This window comes from Fusicatenibacter saccharivorans, from assembly GCF_027667425.1.
GTDB lineage: Bacteria > Bacillota > Clostridia > Lachnospirales > Lachnospiraceae > Fusicatenibacter > Fusicatenibacter saccharivorans.
The window spans coordinates 1-18751 of record NZ_JAQEGR010000018.1 but is presented as its reverse complement, the minus strand read 5'-3'; the positions used below and the strand labels follow the sequence as shown (position 1 = coordinate 18751).

Genomic DNA, 18751 nt, shown 5'->3' with positions numbered 1-18751 from the left:
TAAGAGAAAGTGGAAAACACGAGAGAGAAGAATAAAAGATCTGACGGAAGAAAAAAGACGTATTTCGACAGGGAAAATAAAAAGAAAGCTGTTCGTATCGAGAAAACAAAGAGCGTGGCACCGGAAAAAGGAAAGCAGAAAAAGAGTTCATCATCGTCGAAATGTCCTTATCAGAAAAAATGCGGCGGATGCACATATCTGAACCTCTCCTACGAAGAGCAGCTCGCGAAAAAAGAGCAGTTCCTGAAGAAGACTCTGAAGGGCATCGTCCCGGTCAAAGGCATGGTTGGCATGGAAAATCCTTATCATTACCGGAATAAAGTCAATTCCGCCTTTGCACGCAAAAAAGACGGAACGATCATATCCGGCATTTATGAAAAGGGCACACACAAAGTGGTTCCGGTCGATGAGTGCCTGCTCGAGGATCAGCGTGCCGATGCCATCATCCGCGATATCCGCAGTCTGCTGAAGAGCTTCAAAATCATGATCTACAACGAGGACAGCGGCTACGGCCTCCTGCGCCACGTCATGGTGCGCACCGGCTTTGCTTCCGGCGAGATCATGGTCGTCCTCGTCTGCGTATCACCAGTCTTCCCGTCAAAAAACAACTTCGTAAAGGCCCTGCGCAAACTCCACCCGGAGATCACCACGATCGTACTGAACGTCAACGACCGCACCGACAGCATGGTACTCGGAAAACGCGACATTGTCCTCTTCGGACGCGGTTACATCGAGGATGAACTCTGCGGTTGCACCTTCCGCATCTCCCCGCAGTCCTTCTACCAGGTCAACCCGGTTCAGACGAAAAACCTGTACGAAAAAGCCATCTCCCTGGCCGGCCTCACCGGAAACGAACGCGTCATGGACGCCTACTGCGGAATCGGAACCATCGGCCTCATCGCATCCCGCGATGCCAGAGAAGTCATCAGCGTCGAACTGAACCCGGACGCCGTCCGCGATGCCGTAACAAACGCCAAACGAAACCAAATCAAAAACGTCTCCTTCTACCAGAACGACGCCGGCGCCTTCATGGTCTCCATGGCTGAAAAAGGCGAAAAAGCCGACGTCGTCTTCATGGACCCGCCAAGAGCCGGCAGTGATGAAGCCTTTCTGTCCTCTGTCGTAACCCTTTCACCGAAAAAAGTGGTCTACGTCTCCTGCAATCCGGAGACATTGGCGAGAGACCTGCGGTATCTGACGAAACATGGATATAAGGCAGAAGAGGCATGGGGGTATGATATGTTCGCGTGGTCGGAGCATGTGGAAAGTATCGTGTTGCTTTCCAAACTTAAATCAAATAAGTTGAAGCATATCAATGTGGAATTAGAGATGGATGAGCTTGATTTGATGGCGGCGGAGAGTAAAGCGATCTATGCGGAAGTCAAGGATTATGTTTCTGAAGCAAAGCGGATTGAAAGTTAGCAACTTGTATATCGCACAGGTGAAGCAGAAATGCGGCATTATTGAGAGGGCAAATTATAACCTGTCAAAATTGGAAAACTCTAGACAGCCGAAGTGTCCGCCAGGGAAAGAAGCGGCTATAAGGGAGGCACTGGAACATTTTCGGATGATATGACGATATCGTAGAAATAGAAGAATCCTTTTTCTTTGACTTGGTTCTTTAAGTCCCTTTGTTAGTTTTGGTTAGTGGGACATAATTTTACATTTGAAGAAACGTGAATACGTATCGGAAGATAGATAGAGAGTTCAAACAGATACGAAGGAGTTTTGTTCATAAATGATAGAAAAAAATAAGATTTTAGAATCATGGATAATGGTGGAACATTTATCGGAGGGAGACATCGGTTTGAATGATAAGGCTATTCTCACTCTGAATGATTTGCAGGAACAGGATTTCTATTCTCTGTTTCTGCATAAAATTGAGAAAAAGAAATGGAATCGACGGCAAAAAGGAGGAGTCGTTGTCTATTTTGATATTTTTAAATTTCAGGAAGTTGTGGACATACTTCATGCAGAGTATGGCTTGGAATCGACGGATGAGGATATTCGTTTCGGAGACAAGTTCAGTTTCGCGCTGTATTTCGATAAGAATCTTAATTTTCTGGAGGATATGACATTCTTTACAGAAAGTGCTTACATACGGAAATTCAAAAAAGTTCCCTATGAGAAAGAGTTTCGGGAATTTGAGAAAGATTTTAAAAATCAGCTTGCTCAGGATTTTGATGAGACAGCAGGGGATTCGGCGAAGTTTAATGCTGCGATGCAAAAGGAACTCCTGCAACATGAGGTTGATATAATAAATTGCCGGATGAAGATTCTGGGAAATATCGAGACTGAAGCGACGAATCTGCATTCTTTTTTCATCGATGATCTGGAAAAAGCAAAAAAAATCGAAACGGTTAATTTGAATGCTTATTTGTATGGAAATAAAAAGGAACGCATGAACCTTGACAGCAAAAAAGATTCAGTGAATTTTCATCCGCATCTGTTTGAACAAATTCTGCAGCCGAAGAATTATCCCCTGGGAAGGTTTCCAAGCAATACGACATATGCGCTTTCTCTGATGCAGCAAGTTGCGGTAAACTTATCCATCGGCTTTGACAACAATCAGATGAGAAGTGTCAACGGTCCGCCTGGAACCGGAAAAACGACGCTTTTGAAGGACATATTTGCGCAGTTAGTGGTACAGCAGGCGTATAGTATTGCGAAACTTTCGGACCATTTTATCAAAGGAACAGAGAAAACAATTTATTTTAATCATGCATCGATTGGAGAGATCCCGGAACATATTATCGAAAATAATATCGTGGTTGCAAGTTCGAATAATGGTGCGGTTCAAAACATTGTGAACGAACTTCCGTTGAGTAAGGAGATTGACAATTTTCTAATCGATGAACTGAAAGAAGCGGACTATTTTTGTGAGATATCGAATGCGAAGGTGTCGGTAGAGTGGTTGGAAGATGAGAACGGGAAGAAAAGAGAGGAACTGGTAAAAGAATCTGTTCCGGGAGAAGAAAAGTTTTGGGGAGTATTTTCACTTGAAGGTGGAAAAGCGAATAATATGAGCAATATCCTCACGAATATGAAGCATATCCACAAATATTTGGAAGAAGATTATCTGCCGAATCAAGGTATATATAAACAATTTCTGAGTCATTATGAGGAAGTAAAAGCGATTCGAACAAAAAGGCAGGAATTTGCAGATAGCGTTCGGATGTATCAGGAATATACTCAAAAGATGGAACAGGTTCGTGGCAGCTATCAAGAAAAATTAGAGAAGAAAGAGCATGAATTGTGCGTAGAACTTAAGAAGCTTGCAGAAAATAAACAGGAATGCGGGCAGCAGTTGGAACAGTTACATCTCAGTTTGAAAGAGGTACAAAACAGGGCAGAAGCTGTCCGAAAAAATATGGACAGTATGAACCAGTGCCTTCAAGTACACAAGGAGCAACGTCCTTGCTTCTTTGCGGGAAAGAAAAAGAAAGAGGAATATAGGAGCAGATTAAATGAGATTACGGATCAGTTAGTAAAATTAAATGATGAAGATATAGAATGCAGGGAACAGGAGAAAAAAATTAATGAAAATATTCATTTGCGGCAAACAAGGCTGAGTAAAAGTAATGAAAAACAGGAGAAGCTTAAGCAGGAGTTTAACAGTTGGAAGACGGTTGAAACAGGTAAAATTTCAAATTTGGAGAAAAGAGTCCGCGAATATGAAAATATAAAAAACGACAGTAAGACAGAACCGCTGAATATGAATCAGGAGTATGAAGATTTACAGATATCAAACCCGTGGTTTGACGAAGCGTATCGTGTCGCACAGTCAAAATTGTTTGTTATGGCATTACGTGTTCGAAAACAATTTCTTTATGAGAACAGAAAAAATGTAAAGGCGGCCATTATCGTCTGGGATCAGCAGGAGAAGTATTTGGATCGAAAGCATGTGATTGAGGCGGCATGGAACTGGATTAATATGACAATTCCGGTGATTAGTTCTACGTTTGCCAGTTTTTCGCGTATGTGCAAAAATCTTGGAGCTGAGACACTGGGGCATCTTTTTATCGATGAAGCAGGACAGGCGCTGCCACAGGCGGCTGTCGGTGCAATCTATCGCAGCAGGCATGTAATGGTGGTCGGTGATCCGTTGCAGATTAAACCGGTTCTTACGTTGGATTCTAATACCCTATATATGTTGGGGGAGCATTTTGGAGTGACAGAAAAATATTTATCTGCATCTGCATCCGCACAGATTTTAGCAGATGCGGCAAGTCAGTACGGGTTTTATCGAAAACAGGACAAGGCGGAGGATTCATGGGTTGGAATTCCGCTATGGGTGCATAGAAGATGTCGGTATCCGATGTTTACAATTTCGAACATGATTTCCTATGACGGATTTATGGTGCAGGGAATGGAAAAGTACGGAAAAGCAGACTGGTTTGATGTTGGTGGAATGGCGAACAATAAATATGTCGAGGAACAGGGAGAATTCCTTTTGCATAAGCTCAAGGAGATGATAGATAAAAATCCGAAAATCTTAGATAAAAAAGAAAAAGATGTGGTTTATGTAATTACACCGTTTTCCAATGTGGCATATCAGCTTTCTCAGAAATTACGGAAAATTCACTTTACCCGATATGATGAACAGGGAAAACCGACAAATGTCGGAACTGTCCATACGTTTCAGGGGAAAGAGGCTCCAATCGTATTTTTTGTACTCGGTGCCGACAGGCAGAGCAGCGGAGCGGCACGCTGGGCAGTAACCGAAGCGAACATAATGAATGTTGCGGCGACGAGGGCCAAAGAGGAGTTTTATATTATTAGTGATAGGAAATTGTATCTTGGGCTTGGGTGTGATGTTGCAACAGATACGGATCGGATTATCAGAGAATATAAAAATCAGTATCTTGTGGATGATCATGCACACAAGAATGAGTTGCGCATGCAGGTTGACGAGACACGGACACTCATTATTGATGCGGATTTTAGACGCATTACAGGAACGGTCAAATATGTTGGAAAGGGAACAGAAAGTTTTTATGCCTATGTAGTTGGTGCTGATGGAAAAGAATATTCCATTACCGAAAGTATTTATTCTAAGACAGAGAGTGCAATAGAAGTGATTCAAAAGGGTAAAAAAATATCTTTTATTCCAGGAGAAGGGAATAAGAAACTATTTGCTACAGAGGTGAAGATAGATGTTTAATTAAGAGAGAGGTTATCGGGAATTTAATGGAACGGTAAAGGGAGGGGTAAAAGATGGAGGATCAAAGAGACAATCCTAATATTATTGGGAGTGAAATCATCATATATCAAACGGAAGATGGATATACAAAAATTGACGTTAAATTTGAAGACGAGACCGTTTGGCTTACACAGGCACAATTATGTGAGTTGTATCAGACAAGTAAATCTAATATCAGCGAGCATATCAAGCATATTTTTGAAGAGGAAGAATTGGATGAAGAGTCAGTTGTTCGGAAATTCCGAACAACTGCAGCTGATGGAAAAAACTATAATACAATTCATTATAATCTTGATATGATTATTTCTCTTGGATATAGAGTGAAATCCAAGATTGCTACAAATTTCCGTCGGTGGGCTGCTGAACGATTAAAAGAGTACATGATAAAAGGCTTTACAATGGATGATGAACGGCTAAAAAATCTGGGTGGGGGTAATTATTGGAAAGAGTTATTAGACCGTATTCGGGATATTCGCTCATCTGAAAAAGTGATGTACCGACAGGTACTTGACCTTTATGCAACAAGTGTTGATTATGATCCCAAGAGTAGTGAATCCATTGCATTTTTTAAAATGGTACAAAATAAATTACACTATGCAGCACATGGACATACAGCAGCAGAAGTTATATACGAGCGTGCGGACGCCAGTCAGCCTTTTATGGGATTAAAAAGTTTTTCTGGTGATTTTCCTGTATTGAAAGATATCAGTATTGCCAAAAATTATCTCAATGATGAAGAGTTAAAGATCCTAAATAATATTGTATCGGGATATTTTGATTTTGCGGAGATTCAAGCTATGCGTCACAATCCCATGCATATGGAAGATTATGTGGAACACCTTGATAATGTTTTGAAAACTACAGGTGAAAAAGTGTTGCAAGGAGCCGGAACGATTAGTCATGCACAGGCAATTGAAAAAGCAACAGAAGAATATCGGAAATATCAGGTGCAGAACTTATCGCCGGTTGAAGAAGAATATTTGGAAAGCATTAAAAATATTCACAGTACAGTAAAGAAAAACAGTAAGAATTAATTTTCATAAAAGAGATTTTTAGAAGTTGGTAAAAATACGAGTTTGGACAATGATGAGTATGTCGAGACGGTCTGTTTGCTGTCAAGAAAATAAAATCAAGTACTGAAAAGTAGCGTATTTCCGAGCTTTTTGTAAGGTTGGTATCATCAGAGAAGCCTTGCGGAAAGCTCGGTTTTATTATATGGAAACATATCTACTTTTTGGTCTGATTGGAGAAAAAGTGGATGGCCGGAAAATTGCGGTAGGGTTTAGGCTGTGGATTAGATGTTAGCATTTCCGGATTTGGTTCATCGTGAATCAGTCGATACAGCGGATGTTTGATAGTTTTTTCCTCGCCACCGGTACCGGTGTATTGATATACATGGACTCTGTGACCTGAACATAAAGTTTGTCATCTACTTTTGTTGCGATAAAATCCACTTCGGAATTATCCACTTTACCAATAGAGACATCATAGTCTCTACGTAGCAGTTCAAAGTAAACAACATTTTCTATTGCATGTCCGCTATCACGATCCCTGAATCCAAGCAGATAGTTTCTAAGTCCGATATCAACGATGTAATACTTTCCAAGAGTACGTAAGAATTCCTTTCCTTTAATATCAAATCTCTTGATGTCATAGAAGAAGTATGCTTCCAGTAGCGCATTCACATAGGCCTGAACAGTGTGAGCGCTTGGAGTTCATAGTGTTCGCCGGTTTTATCAAATGCTTGCTTGCGTGTGCCACCTAACGCACTTTTGGTTTCTCTTATTTCAAAATCATGGAATGTTAAAAATTCAGAGAAGGACAATGGAAGCATCTTTATTTCTACGCATCTGCCTGATAAATAGGTAGCATATTCAGAGGAGAGCATATAAGCATTCGAACCAGTAACATAAATATCGCAATTGAAATCAACATGGAAAGAGTAAACATAAACTCATGAAAAAAATTAAGTTTATGCACTGAAATGCAGAAACTATTAAAATTTGACAATTTTTGTATTTTACAAGAAGAGAATGCCTCTATCATTGTAGACAGAAGCATCGGTATTATTTCCACAGCGGATAGCACGGTCGAGCTCATGATGGGGAGATTATTTGATGAATTATGTGCTAATATTCTGCAATTCTACTGCTGGTCGATTGATTTATGTACACTCTCATTATAATATGTGTGCAGGAGGTGGATATATGTATCAGATTAGTAATGAAAAATTCGGTTTATTTGTAACCGAATTAAGAAAGGAAAAGAATTTAACTCAAAAGGATTTGGCTGAAAAATTATATGTATCAGATAAAACAGTTAGCAAATGGGAACGTGGTCTTAGTATGCCCAATGTCGTATTACTCATACCAATAGCTGATATATTAGATGTTACCGTTACAGAATTGTTACGTGGAGAAAAAATAGATACACAGAAAAATATTGATAAAAAAGAAATCGAGGAATTGGTAGTAGGCTCTCTCGATATGGCTGTTAGGGATTCTATTCACCAGCATAGAAAAAACTGGATATTAGCATATTTGTTATGTTTTTTTATATCTATTACAGAAATTATTATGTTAGTTGTATCTGGAAGTTCGTTAGCTGAGATGAAAAGGGATATATTGCTAGTTACCGGGGGAATGCTTTTATTTGGTGCATGGTTTTGTTTCTTTGCAAAAGACATATTACCAACATATTATGATGCCAACAAGATAAATTATGTTTCACAAGGAATTTTTAGAATACATCTAGTTGGTTTATCTTTTAACAATGGAAATTGGATATATATCTGCACAACTTTAAAAATATGGATACTTGCAACAGTTGTTTTATATCCTCTTGCAGGTATTATAATAATCAATTGTTTCAATATAGCTTTATGGGATATTTTGAATAAAATTTTCCTAATTATGATATTAGGCGGTATGGTAGTTTCGATTTACATTATCGGGAAAAAATACGAATAATTAAATTACCTGTTATTGTTGTGGATAGTACTAATTTACAACATTCTTCATGGGAAATATGGAATGATGCAGAAGAGGTTGTGTTAAGAGAATTAGTGTACATTTAAAACGTGGAAAGCCCCTTCGGGAGCTTTTTTCTGTTTATAAGATAATTTCTGCCGGAGATTTTGATTTAATAATTTGATTTATAAAACTGGCAATGATACAATTAGCGTAATTTGAAAGAAAGCAGAGAAAATATGAGTGAAAACTTACTGATTGTTGAAGATGACAAAAAATTAAATGATGGAATACGTCTCGCATTGAAGAATGATTCCTATTTCTTTTATCAGTGCCAGACTTTGCAGGAGGCTAGAGAAATCTTGAAAAAGGAAGATATCACATTGGTTTTATTAGATGTGAACTTGCCGGATGGGAATGGGATTGATTTTGTAAGAGAAATAAGGAAAAACAGTCAGGTGCCGATTATCCTGCTTACAGTAAATAACATGGAAGTAGATATCGTAACAGGATTGGACGCTGGGGCAAATGATTATATTACGAAACCGTTTAGTTTGATGGTTTTGCGTGCAAGAGTGTCTGTGCAGCTTAGAAATAAAGATGCAGTAGTTAAGAATTCTATGGAGTTTGATGGATTCGAGTTCTATTTCGATAAAATGGAATTTTTCAAAAATGGAGAACTTATTGAACTGAGTAAGACAGAACAAAAACTCTTGAAAGTGCTGTGCGAAAACAGAGGAAAAGTAGTGAAGCGAGAATACCTGATTGACGAGGTATGGCAAGGAGATACAGAGTTTGTGGATGCTCATGCTCTGACTGTTGCAGTTAAACGTCTCAGAGACAAATTAGAAGATGATACGCAGAAGCCTAAATATATCAAAACGGTTTATGGAATTGGTTATACCTGGGCGGTGAATGGATGATAGAAATAATTATATTGATTGTAGGAATATTTGTTTTAAGTGGAATCTTCTGGCATAGCATTTTTTATCAGAAAGAAAAAAAGCTTTTGAACCGGCTGCAGCAAATGCTGGATTGTGCTATAGATGGAGAACTGGAACGGACAGAAATATCAGAAGAAAAGTACTCTGCTCTTGAAAACAGCATGAAACAACATTTAGACAGTAGCTTTCTGGCAAGAAAGAACCAACAGGAACAAAAAGAAGTGATACAGAAACTTATTTCCGACATTGCGCATCAGACGTTGACTCCTATTTCAAATTTGAAAATTTATGGTGAAATACTCTCTGAAACAAATCATGAAAATCAGGAGGAGATAGATACCATTTTGGAGCAGACAGAGAAATTAGATTTCCTGATACAATCATTGGTCAAATTATCACGGATGGAGAGTGGAATTATCGCAGTACATTCGGAGGATACTACTATTACACAGATGCTTGAATCCATACAGCAGCAGGTTAGCGTGAAAGCAAGGGAGAAGAATATTACTCTGAGCCTATGTGACACGGATTTGCATGTTCTATGTGATCCAAAATGGACTGTGGAGGCACTCGGAAATATTGTAGATAATGCGATTAAATACACAGCATGTGGGGGAAATGTTCAGGTAAAAGCTGAGCAGAATTCTTTCTTTGTAAAGATTGATATTATTGATGATGGCATTGGAATAGAAAAAGAAGAAATACCAAAGATATTTGGAAGGTTTTATCGGAGTCTGTCAGTGGCAGACCAGCCAGGAGTAGGAATTGGCTTATTCCTTGCAAGAGAGATTATTCAGGCACAAAAAGGGTATATAAAAGTGACATCAGAGAGAGGAAAGGGTTCTATCTTTTCTGTGTTTCTCCCGATATCAAAAAAGGAATAGTATCAAAACTGTGATATTTCAGAAACCGGATAGAGACATTGTTGTGATAAAGTCTGTATTGTAAAGAGCAATACAGGCTTTTTTAAAATATAAGACAGGGAGGAAGACATGAATATATTAAAAACGGTAGATTTACAAAAAATATATGGACAAGGAGAAACAGAAGTCAAAGCCCTTGATGGTGTAAATTTAGAAGTGGAAAAGGGGGAGTTTGTAGCGATTGTTGGAACTTCCGGGAGCGGAAAGTCTACGATGCTTCATATCATTGGAGGATTAGATAATCCAACATCTGGGCAGGTAATTGTGGATGGACAGAACTTAAGCCATATGACAGATGAAGAGCTTACCATTTTCCGACGCAGGAATATTGGTTTCGTATTTCAACAGTATAATCTGGTTCCGATGTTGAATGTATGGGAGAATATTATTCTTCCCGTGAAGCTGGATGGAAAAAAGATTGAAAAGAAATATGTAGATGAAATCATTGATACACTTGGTATTCGAACAAAATTGGAAAATCTGCCAAGTGCTCTATCCGGCGGACAGCAGCAGAGAGTGGCAATTGCGAGGGCTTTAGCTGCAAAACCTGCCATTTTGCTCGCTGACGAACCGACTGGAAATTTGGATTCGAAGACAAGTCAGGATGTATTAGGGCTTCTGAAAGTAACCAGTAAGCGTTTTCACCAAACCATCGTTATGATTACCCATAATGAAGAGATTGCCCAGATGGCAGACCGGATTTTACAGATAGAAGACGGAAAAATTGTTTCAGACAGTGGTGTGGTATAGCAGGGGGCGATTTTATGGTAAAAGTAGAGAATAAAGAGACGTTACGATTATTAACGAGTCGTTTTATGAAAATGAATCGCGCCAGGAATGTTATTGCCGTTATTGCAATCATTCTGACTTCCCTTTTATTCACAAGTCTCTTTGTGGGAAGTGTATCTATGATTCTTTCCAAAAGAGCAACGGAAATTAAGCAGTTTATGGATTCTGCCCATGCCAGTGCACAGAATCTGTCAGAAGAAGATGCAAAGCGATTGCAGCAAACAATCGAACAGAGTGAAGATGTTAAGCGATATGGTTCCGGTATTTTTCTGGGAGCTGGAATGGACGAAAGGTTTGGTTTTTCCGTAGAGGTCCGATATGCAGATGAAAATACGGCAGAAAGTTTTAATTGTCTGCCAACCACAGGAAGACTGCCGGAGAAAGAAAATGAAGTAGCACTTAGCAGCATGGTATTGGAATCTCTGGGAGTTACACCAAAGATTGGGGAAGAAGTAACGCTGACCTGGGAAGTAAATCCCATGCTGAAACAATATAAGACAGATACGTTTAAGATATGTGGATTCTGGCAAGGAGACAAAGCTGTTTTAGGTCAGATGGTCTGGGTATCCGAAGCCTATGCAAAGGAGAATCGTTATCCCGTTACGCAGGAAGAATTAGAAAATGGTATCTACAATGGAGGAAAAGAGTATTTTCTCTGGTACAAGAACCTTTGGAATCTGGAAAAGAAAACGGAAAAGATATCTAAAGCAGCGGGATTTACGAGAGCTGGGACAGGAATGGAAGTCAATCCGGCATATAATCTCTTTGAAGAGGATTCATTTTCATTTTCTTCCTTAATTATAATGATTCTATTTGTTATATTAGCTGGATACCTGATTATTTATAATATCTTTAACATTTCTGTGAAAACTGATATCCGGGCTTACGGATTGTTAAAGAACGTGGGAACAACGGGAAAGCAGTTGAAAAAAATTGTACGTATGCAGGCGTGGAGATTATCAGCTATTGGTATTCCAATCGGATTGCTTTGTGGTTATCTTGCAGGTCTTTGTATGGCTCCGTCCTTGACAGCAGATGCTGAAATTAGTGCACAGGCAGGACAGACTGCTCAGACAGTAGTATCAGCAAATCCTTTGATTTTTCTTGCAGCAGCGCTTTTGACACTTTTAACGGTGTATCTCTCTAGTCTGCAGGCTTGTAAAATGGTGGAAAGGGTATCTCCTGTGGAAGCTCTGCGTTTGGCAGAGGGAGAGCAGTCACATAGGAAAATAAAAAAGAATACTTCTGTAACCTGGTGGGGAATGGCAGTTCAAAATGTGTTACGAAATTGGAAAAAGGGATTGATTGTTATGCTTTCTATCGCTCTTTCTATGGTGGTTGTCAACTGTATCGTGATGCTGGTGCAGGGATATGATTTTGATTCTTACCGAAAAGTGCTTTTAGCTTCCGATTTTCAACTGGATCAGATGACGGGAAGTTTGTTAAATACGAATTTCAACGGTATTACACCTGAAATCAAAGAGATTCTGGACGAATGTCCTGATAGTGCTAAGACAGGATATGTGTATTATTCTGAGGAAACCCACAAGATGGAGCCGGAACTTCTGAAAACATGGGAAGCATTCGCAGATAAATATGAAAAAAACTGGAACGATTATGAAAAACAGGTTTGGGAAGAGGCAAAGGCTTCCAATACAGTAAGTGTTCATTTTCTCGGAATCAGCGAGTCGGTGTTTGACAAATTAGAATGGAGAGGGGAAAAATGCTCTTGGGATACATTTAAAAGCGGAAATTATGTGCTTGTAGATTATGGTAATAAATATGCAGAGCGTCCGGTTTCTTATTATCAGACTGGGGGTATTTTTCAGATGGATTACAAAAATGGAAACCAAAAAGATTACGAAGTCATCGGAGAAGCACTGATGCCATATGCATTGGATTATCCGTATGCGGACTGTATCTATATCACGGTATTGGTTCCCGAAGAGGAGTATATCACCCAGACAGGAAATGAATCAGCCATGTATGCTGCCATTGATGCAAAGAAGGGCGAGGACAAGCAGATAAAAGAATACATTGATAAAAATATTTTGAAAGAAAATGATATGATCAACGTGTTTTCTGTATTGGACATGAAAGAGAGCTTTCAGCGGTATGTCAGTAAATATTATATGATCGGTAGTTTTCTTGTTGTTATTTTAGCTTTTATTGGCATTATGAATTTCTTTAATACAACAGCAACCTCTGTAATCAGCAGAAAAAAAGAACTGGCACTTTTGGAAGTTGTGGGAATGACGAAAAAACAGGTATCGAAAATGCTAGTGACTGAGGGATTCCTATATTTGGGAGGCGCATTTGTGATTGCAGTATTGCTAATTGTATTTGGAGCAAAGCAGATTTTAGTAAATACGCTCGGTACGGCATTTTTCTTCCGGCTGCATCTTACAATCGTGCCATGTGTGCTTATGATTCCAATTTTGGTTGGGATTGCGTATGTGATACCAAAGTATCAGTTTGAAAAGATGAGTCGGGAAAGCATTGTTGAAAGGATTCGGAAAGAATAATAACAATATGTAAATTAGGCGTATGGATTTGATGAATCCATGCGCCTTTTTAGAAAAATATAAATAAAAACAAAAGAATCCTAACTTTTTTTATAGTAGGATTGTTATATTATTTAGAAAACAGAGGGAGGCAAATTTGCGAATGGAATACAAAACTGATTCTTTGTTAGTACATCTAGCAAGAGCAGGAGATGAAGATGCGTGTGAAAAACTGGTCAAAAAATATTACTCAAGTATATATCAATATTGTTTGCTACATATCAATGATCCATATGAGGCAGAGGATTTGACACAAGAAGTGTTTACACGTTTCTTTTCCAATTTATATAGATATAAAGAATATGGAAAAGTTAAGAATTATCTTTATACAATTGCCGGAAATACCGTTAAAAATTATTACAAAAAGAAAAAAGATATTCCATCAGAGGAACTGCTAAAATCAGAGGACTGTAGTAAAAATCATGTAGAAGAGCTAGGAGTCCGATTAACTATTGAACAGGCAGTGAGAAAGTTACCGGAAGAAATTAGAGAAACGGCAGTTTTATATTTTTTTCAGGAATTGAAGCAAAGAGAAATTGCAGAATTACTTCATATCAAACTTTCTCTTGTAAAATATCGAATCGGAAGAGCAAAAGAACTTTTAATGAAAGAGTTGGAGGTGAAAAAAGATGAAGAATTATAAGCAACAAATAAAGGAATATAAAGAGGAGATTGAAGAAAAGTATGTAAGGGCTGAAGCAGAGAACAAAACAGTAAAAGCATGTCAGAATATTTTGTCAGAGTCGGTTTTATCGAAACAATCGCATAGAACATCTTATTTTGAATTTTTGTATGAGCAGACAAAATTCATAAAAAAAAGATGGTGGATTTTACAAGGTTGTGTTCTTATGTGTCTATGGATATGGTTGAGTAATTATACGTCAGACATAAAAGATATGATGAGGATTATGGGAATATCTGCCACAATATTTGTGGTTCTGGTTATCCCGGAAATTTGGAAAAACAGAAGAAATGGTGCGATTGAGATTGAGCAGGCGTCTTATTACACACTGCGTCAGATTTGTACAGCAAGAATGTTAATGTTTGGAGTAGTGGATCTGGTGATCGTTATGGTGTTTTTGGCAATTACATATCAAACAACAATACTCTCGTTAAGTGATTTGGTGGTTAATTTTTTGCTTCCGGTAAATGTTTCATGTTGTATATGTTTTCGTGTATTGTACAGCAGATGGGAAAAATCAGAATATATAGCAGTGCTTTCTTGTCTGGTATGGGTTGGTTTATGGATGATGATTGTTGCAAATGATGTTATTTATCAGAAAATTGTAACTCCGGTATGGGTGGCTATGCTGATATTGACTTTTGTATATTTTGTTTTTTGTGTTCAGAAGTCATTAGTATTTGATGAAAAAATTTTGGAGGATTACACGTATGAAATTAGAATTTAAAAATGTAACAAAACAATACGGAGAAGTAAATGCTGTTAATAAAGTGAATTGTGTTATGGAAAAAGGAATTTATGGACTGCTTGGAGTAAATGGAGCAGGAAAGACCACATTAATGCGTATGCTTTGTACGATTGTTCAACCATCAGAAGGACAAATATTATGGAATGGTAAAGATATATGGAAACTAGGAGGTGAATACCGAGAAGTTCTGGGATATTTACCACAGGATTTTGGATATTATCCAGATTTGACCGTATATGATTATATGATGTACATTTCTTCTATAAAAGGGTTAAAAATGCCGTTTGCCAGAAAAAAAGTGAAGCAATTATTAAATCAAGTAGGAATGGAAAAATTCAGTAAAAGAAAAATGAAGAATTTGTCTGGAGGAATGGTTAGACGTGTAGGAATAGCACAGGCGATGTTAAACGATCCGCAAATTCTTGTCCTGGACGAACCTACCGCTGGATTAGACCCGAATGAAAGAATACGTTTTCGTAATTTAATTAGTGAATTGTCGGAAGAACGTTTGGTGCTCTTGTCTACACATATTGTATCGGATATTGAGTACATTGCGAATAACATTATGTTAATGAAAGATGGAGAACTTTTTTATGCAGGTACTGCGGAAGATTTAGTATCTTCTATGAAAGAAAAGGTATGGCAATGTAATGTTTCGAGAAGTATGATAGACAAATATATGAATGAATATTTGGTTGGAAATATAAAAACAACAAAAACCGGAGCAGAGCTTAGAATTATTTCAATAGAAAAGCCAACAGAAGATGCTGTGGCTGTAGAAAAAAATCTGGAAGATGCATTTCTATTTTATTTTGGAGAAAAATCGGAGGAAAAACAAGATGCTTAAATTAGAATTAAAACGAATTTTTTCAAAGAAAATTAATGTATTTGCAATCGGATTGGCATTGATACTTGCTGTCATTTTTAGCGGATTTGCAGTTACAAGTAATCGCTATGTGGATGAGAATGGAAATGCTAGTACTGGAATTATGGCAACAAGAAAACTTACAGATAACAGACGAGCATGGAAAGGTACATTGACAGAAGATGAACTTGGAAAAGTTATAGAACAAAATAAAAATGCGGTGACACAATCCTCAGAAGAAAATGCGATTTACGGAACGACATTACAACCGATAGATGATATTAGGGGTTTTATAATATCGGTATTAACACCGGATGCAGAATATGATGAAAGTGTTCTGAATCAAATTACAGAAGAAAATATACAAGAGTTCTATAACACTTATCATAAAAATATGAAAAAGGTGGCAGAAGAATATGGAAAGACTGCTGTTCAGAAAAAATACTTGGAAAGGAAATATAATGAAATAAAATTACCAGTAGAATACGAATCTTATAGTTCATGGGATACTATGATTATGTATGTAGAAACGTATTCTATTATTCTGGCAATCATAGTTGGTTTTATTTGTGCTGGAATATTTGCAGATGATTTTCAGACAAAAGCAGATGCAGTATTTTTCTCTACAAAGTATGGACGTACAAAAGCTGTTAAAACAAAAATACTGGCAGGAATAGTTACGACAGTTATGATTTATTGTATGGGAATTATATTACTTAGTGTGATTTGCTTTGGAATTATGGGAACCAGTGGTATGAATACACCCTATCAAATGTATCAGGCATATAGTATTTACATTATGTCATATGGACAATACTATTTGTTGACAGTTGTATGTGGATTTATAGCCAGTATGCTGGCGGCTTCAGTGTCTATGTTAGTAGCGGCTAAAATGCATACAATTAGTGTCGCTGTTTGCATTCCGTTCTTTTTATATTGCTTATTGCCATTTATAGGACGGGCACTTTCTGGGTATACAACGCTTTTCAATTTGATACCAACAATTTTGACAAATGTACAGGCAAGTGTAAAAGTCCCACTTATTTATCAGATTGGGAATTGTGTATTTCGACAAATTCCGCTTGTAATGGTAATGTATACCGTGATGGCAATAGCCTTACTGCCTTTTATTTATAAGAGTTTTCGCAGATACGGAAATAAGTAAAAATTGTATTCATACTCATGAAAAACAAAGTAAGTAAAATATTTTCTGGAAAAATCAAAGCATAATTTAAAGATTTAAGGCGGGCAAGTTGCCCGCCTTAAATTGCACGTATTATGTTAAAAGACCAGATAGAGTTTTTCCAATGGAAAATCCAATCTGTGGATATAACTCCTGAATCTCCCGATATTTTGCTTCAATCATTTCAGGCTCATCAGCCCAGATCTTTTCATATATTTTGAAAGCTTTTTTAAAATGTGTTTTGGCTTGTGAAAGATTGGCGGTCATCAGATAAATGGTTGCAAGGTTTTCCTGTACTTTGGCATAATCCAGACATTCATCGGAATGGTATTCCTTGATGATACCGGATAATTTTTGCAATTCGGAGATTCCTCTTTCGGGTTCCTGCTGTTCTGTCAGGAACATTGCATAATTGGCAATCTGAGGTATGCTGTCATTTATATGAAGCAGGTTAAATTGGTCAAGCAGTGAGATGCTTTTTTCCATGTGTTCTCTTGCAGGATCGGGATAACCGTTCATGCGGTAAAGTCCTCCGAGATTGGCATGAAGGTTAGAAACGAGGCGAGCATTGTCAGCAGTGATATTTTCTATCTGGGCAAGTGCATTTTTTTCCAGTTTTATTGCTTTTTCAGGTTGGGTTTCAAGGGCTGCCTGAAAATCCAGTAATAACGCCCGGTCAGAGTCGGTGCCAATGCTTTTTGTCTTTAACAGTACCTTCAGTTCCTGAATGATTTCCTTCATACCTTTGTGATAGTTATAGTTATCCATGTATGGAAATGCATTTTCCAAAAAAAGCAGATACTTTGGCATATCATCTTTTTCAATCAGATCTAAGATATTTCCTATTGTTTGAAATAGCTTTTTATAATAATCTACTTCCATTCCATGCATTAAACATATGTGCTGTAAAGAATCCAGCAATGTGTGGCAACTACTTACAGATGGTTTTGTCTCTGAAAGAGTGATTTCCTGAATCATCGGATGCAGAGAGAGTGTGCGACGTGTTGTTGTCTGAACGAAACCAGTCTCAATTAAATCGTTGATTTCATTTAGTGTGGGCAGTTCCAGCCATTTGGCAAATATACGGGCAGAAATACCGGTGGAAGGAAGAAAGCATAGATTACACATGATATCCTGCTGTTTAAGAGATAAAGTGTATAGAGAAAACAGCGTATGGATATGATTGTAATAGGTGGCTTTGCTGCTTTGTCCATCTTTGATTATTTTAATTTTATCTTCGTTATGGAAAGATGCTTTTTCCGCCTGAAGTCTTGTTAATAACTGGTCTGGAGTCGAGATTCCATTTTCCAGAAGTTTTGCTGCCAGTTCCACGGCAAAAGTATGAGAGTGAACAGTTTCGATGATTTTTTCAACTGTTGCCCGGTACGTGTCTGCCTCTGAATAAAATACTGATGCCAGTTGGAAGAGAGCGTTCATATCTGATATTTCTTTTAATGGCAGAGTACAGTATTCATCCAGTCTGCTTCTGGTTGTAAACAAAATCTGGCAGCGATATTTTAATACTACTGACAGAAAGCTGTCTTGTGTAGCAGTGACATTAAAATTATCTATGATCAACAGAGTATCAGATTTCAGGGAACGCAGAAAACGGTTATGTCTTTGAAACCGTTCCTGTTCAGTGCTTTCCGGCAGATCGTCAATAAAATCCATGTCAGTAATATCCTGATGAAGATTGCCGGTATATTCTACATATAGAATGTTAGTGTAATACTCTTTGTAATGTTTTGCGTAGGCTTTGGCAAGTTCGCTTTTTCCAATACCGGCAATTCCGCAAAGAAAAACATGACGGTTTTCTTCAAGCATGGTATATAATTCTTCCAGTTCTTTATCTCTTCCGATAAAATGACGGCATGGTTTCGG

The 18751-nt window shown here is 38.0% G+C and carries 15 protein-coding genes; 12 read left to right on the top strand and 3 right to left on the bottom strand.

The genetic code is table 11. The features are described from left to right. Window positions 1-9 precede the first annotated feature (9 nt). The 3 genes from rlmD (at window position 10) to PGS38_RS14930 (ending at window position 6237) form a co-directional block, all read left to right on the top strand. The gene (gene rlmD, locus PGS38_RS14940; RefSeq protein ID WP_270476398.1) at window positions 10-1422 is read left to right on the top strand and encodes a 23S rRNA (uracil(1939)-C(5))-methyltransferase RlmD; all 1413 of its coding nucleotides are present in this window, start codon (window positions 10-12) and stop codon (window positions 1420-1422) included. A gap of 1195 nt (window positions 1423-2617) precedes the next feature. Then, window positions 2618-5164 carry an AAA domain-containing protein gene (locus PGS38_RS14935; protein ID WP_158565961.1) on the top strand — a complete coding sequence of 849 codons (2547 nt, stop codon included), beginning with the start codon at window positions 2618-2620 and terminating at the stop codon, window positions 5162-5164. A 53-nt stretch (window positions 5165-5217) separates the two neighbouring features. Continuing rightward, the gene (locus PGS38_RS14930; RefSeq protein WP_055265578.1) at window positions 5218-6237 is read left to right on the top strand and encodes a virulence RhuM family protein; all 1020 of its coding nucleotides are present in this window, start codon (window positions 5218-5220) and stop codon (window positions 6235-6237) included. 297 nt (window positions 6238-6534) lie between these two features. Here the strand turns inward: PGS38_RS14930 and PGS38_RS17865 are convergent, their stop codons facing one another. Continuing rightward, entirely contained in the window at window positions 6535-6888 is a 354-nt protein-coding gene (locus tag PGS38_RS17865) for a DUF4143 domain-containing protein (RefSeq protein ID WP_055265580.1), read from the bottom strand. Continuing rightward, on the bottom strand, window positions 6885-7091 hold the full coding sequence (locus tag PGS38_RS17860) for a hypothetical protein (protein WP_416388056.1): 207 nt from the start codon (window positions 7089-7091) through the stop codon (window positions 6885-6887). Before PGS38_RS17860 ends, PGS38_RS17865 begins: the two co-directional genes overlap by 4 nt. 319 nt (window positions 7092-7410) lie before the next feature. Here PGS38_RS17860 and PGS38_RS14920 point away from each other — a divergent pair, with 319 nt between their 5' ends. The 9 genes from PGS38_RS14920 to PGS38_RS14880 all read left to right on the top strand — a co-directional run bounded on the left by PGS38_RS14920 (window position 7411) and on the right by PGS38_RS14880 (window position 16852). Then, complete coding sequence (locus tag PGS38_RS14920; protein ID WP_055265582.1) at window positions 7411-8172, top strand: helix-turn-helix domain-containing protein; 762 nt, start codon at window positions 7411-7413, stop codon at window positions 8170-8172. Window positions 8173-8411: 239 nt separating this feature from the next. Then, entirely contained in the window at window positions 8412-9095 is a 684-nt protein-coding gene (locus PGS38_RS14915; protein WP_055265584.1) for a response regulator transcription factor, read from the top strand. Further along, on the top strand, window positions 9092-10000 hold the full coding sequence (locus PGS38_RS14910; protein WP_055265586.1) for a sensor histidine kinase: 909 nt from the start codon (window positions 9092-9094) through the stop codon (window positions 9998-10000). Before PGS38_RS14915 ends, PGS38_RS14910 begins: the two co-directional genes overlap by 4 nt. Window positions 10001-10108: 108 nt before the next feature. After that, window positions 10109-10789, top strand: a complete 681-nt coding sequence (locus tag PGS38_RS14905; RefSeq protein WP_055265588.1) for an ABC transporter ATP-binding protein — start codon at window positions 10109-10111, stop codon at window positions 10787-10789. A 14-nt stretch (window positions 10790-10803) separates the two neighbouring features. Beyond that, on the top strand, window positions 10804-13353 hold the full coding sequence (locus tag PGS38_RS14900; RefSeq protein WP_117802492.1) for an ABC transporter permease: 2550 nt from the start codon (window positions 10804-10806) through the stop codon (window positions 13351-13353). Between the two features lie 142 nt (window positions 13354-13495). Further along, a complete protein-coding gene (locus PGS38_RS14895) occupies window positions 13496-14035 on the top strand; it encodes an RNA polymerase sigma factor (RefSeq protein WP_005348545.1) in 540 nt (179 codons plus the stop codon). Continuing rightward, window positions 14022-14801 carry a hypothetical protein gene (locus PGS38_RS14890; RefSeq protein ID WP_270476397.1) on the top strand — a complete coding sequence of 260 codons (780 nt, stop codon included), beginning with the start codon at window positions 14022-14024 and terminating at the stop codon, window positions 14799-14801. The genes PGS38_RS14895 and PGS38_RS14890 overlap by 14 nt, the downstream gene beginning before the upstream one ends. Continuing rightward, on the top strand, window positions 14785-15669 hold the full coding sequence (locus PGS38_RS14885; RefSeq protein WP_005338319.1) for an ABC transporter ATP-binding protein: 885 nt from the start codon (window positions 14785-14787) through the stop codon (window positions 15667-15669). Before PGS38_RS14890 ends, PGS38_RS14885 begins: the two co-directional genes overlap by 17 nt. Continuing rightward, complete coding sequence (locus PGS38_RS14880) at window positions 15662-16852, top strand: ABC-2 family transporter permease (protein ID WP_118659482.1); 1191 nt, start codon at window positions 15662-15664, stop codon at window positions 16850-16852. Before PGS38_RS14885 ends, PGS38_RS14880 begins: the two co-directional genes overlap by 8 nt. A 111-nt stretch (window positions 16853-16963) precedes the next feature. Here PGS38_RS14880 and PGS38_RS14875 read toward each other — a convergent pair. Continuing rightward, the coding region (locus tag PGS38_RS14875) for a tetratricopeptide repeat protein (protein WP_270476395.1) at window positions 16964-18751 on the bottom strand (1788 nt) is incomplete at its 5' end.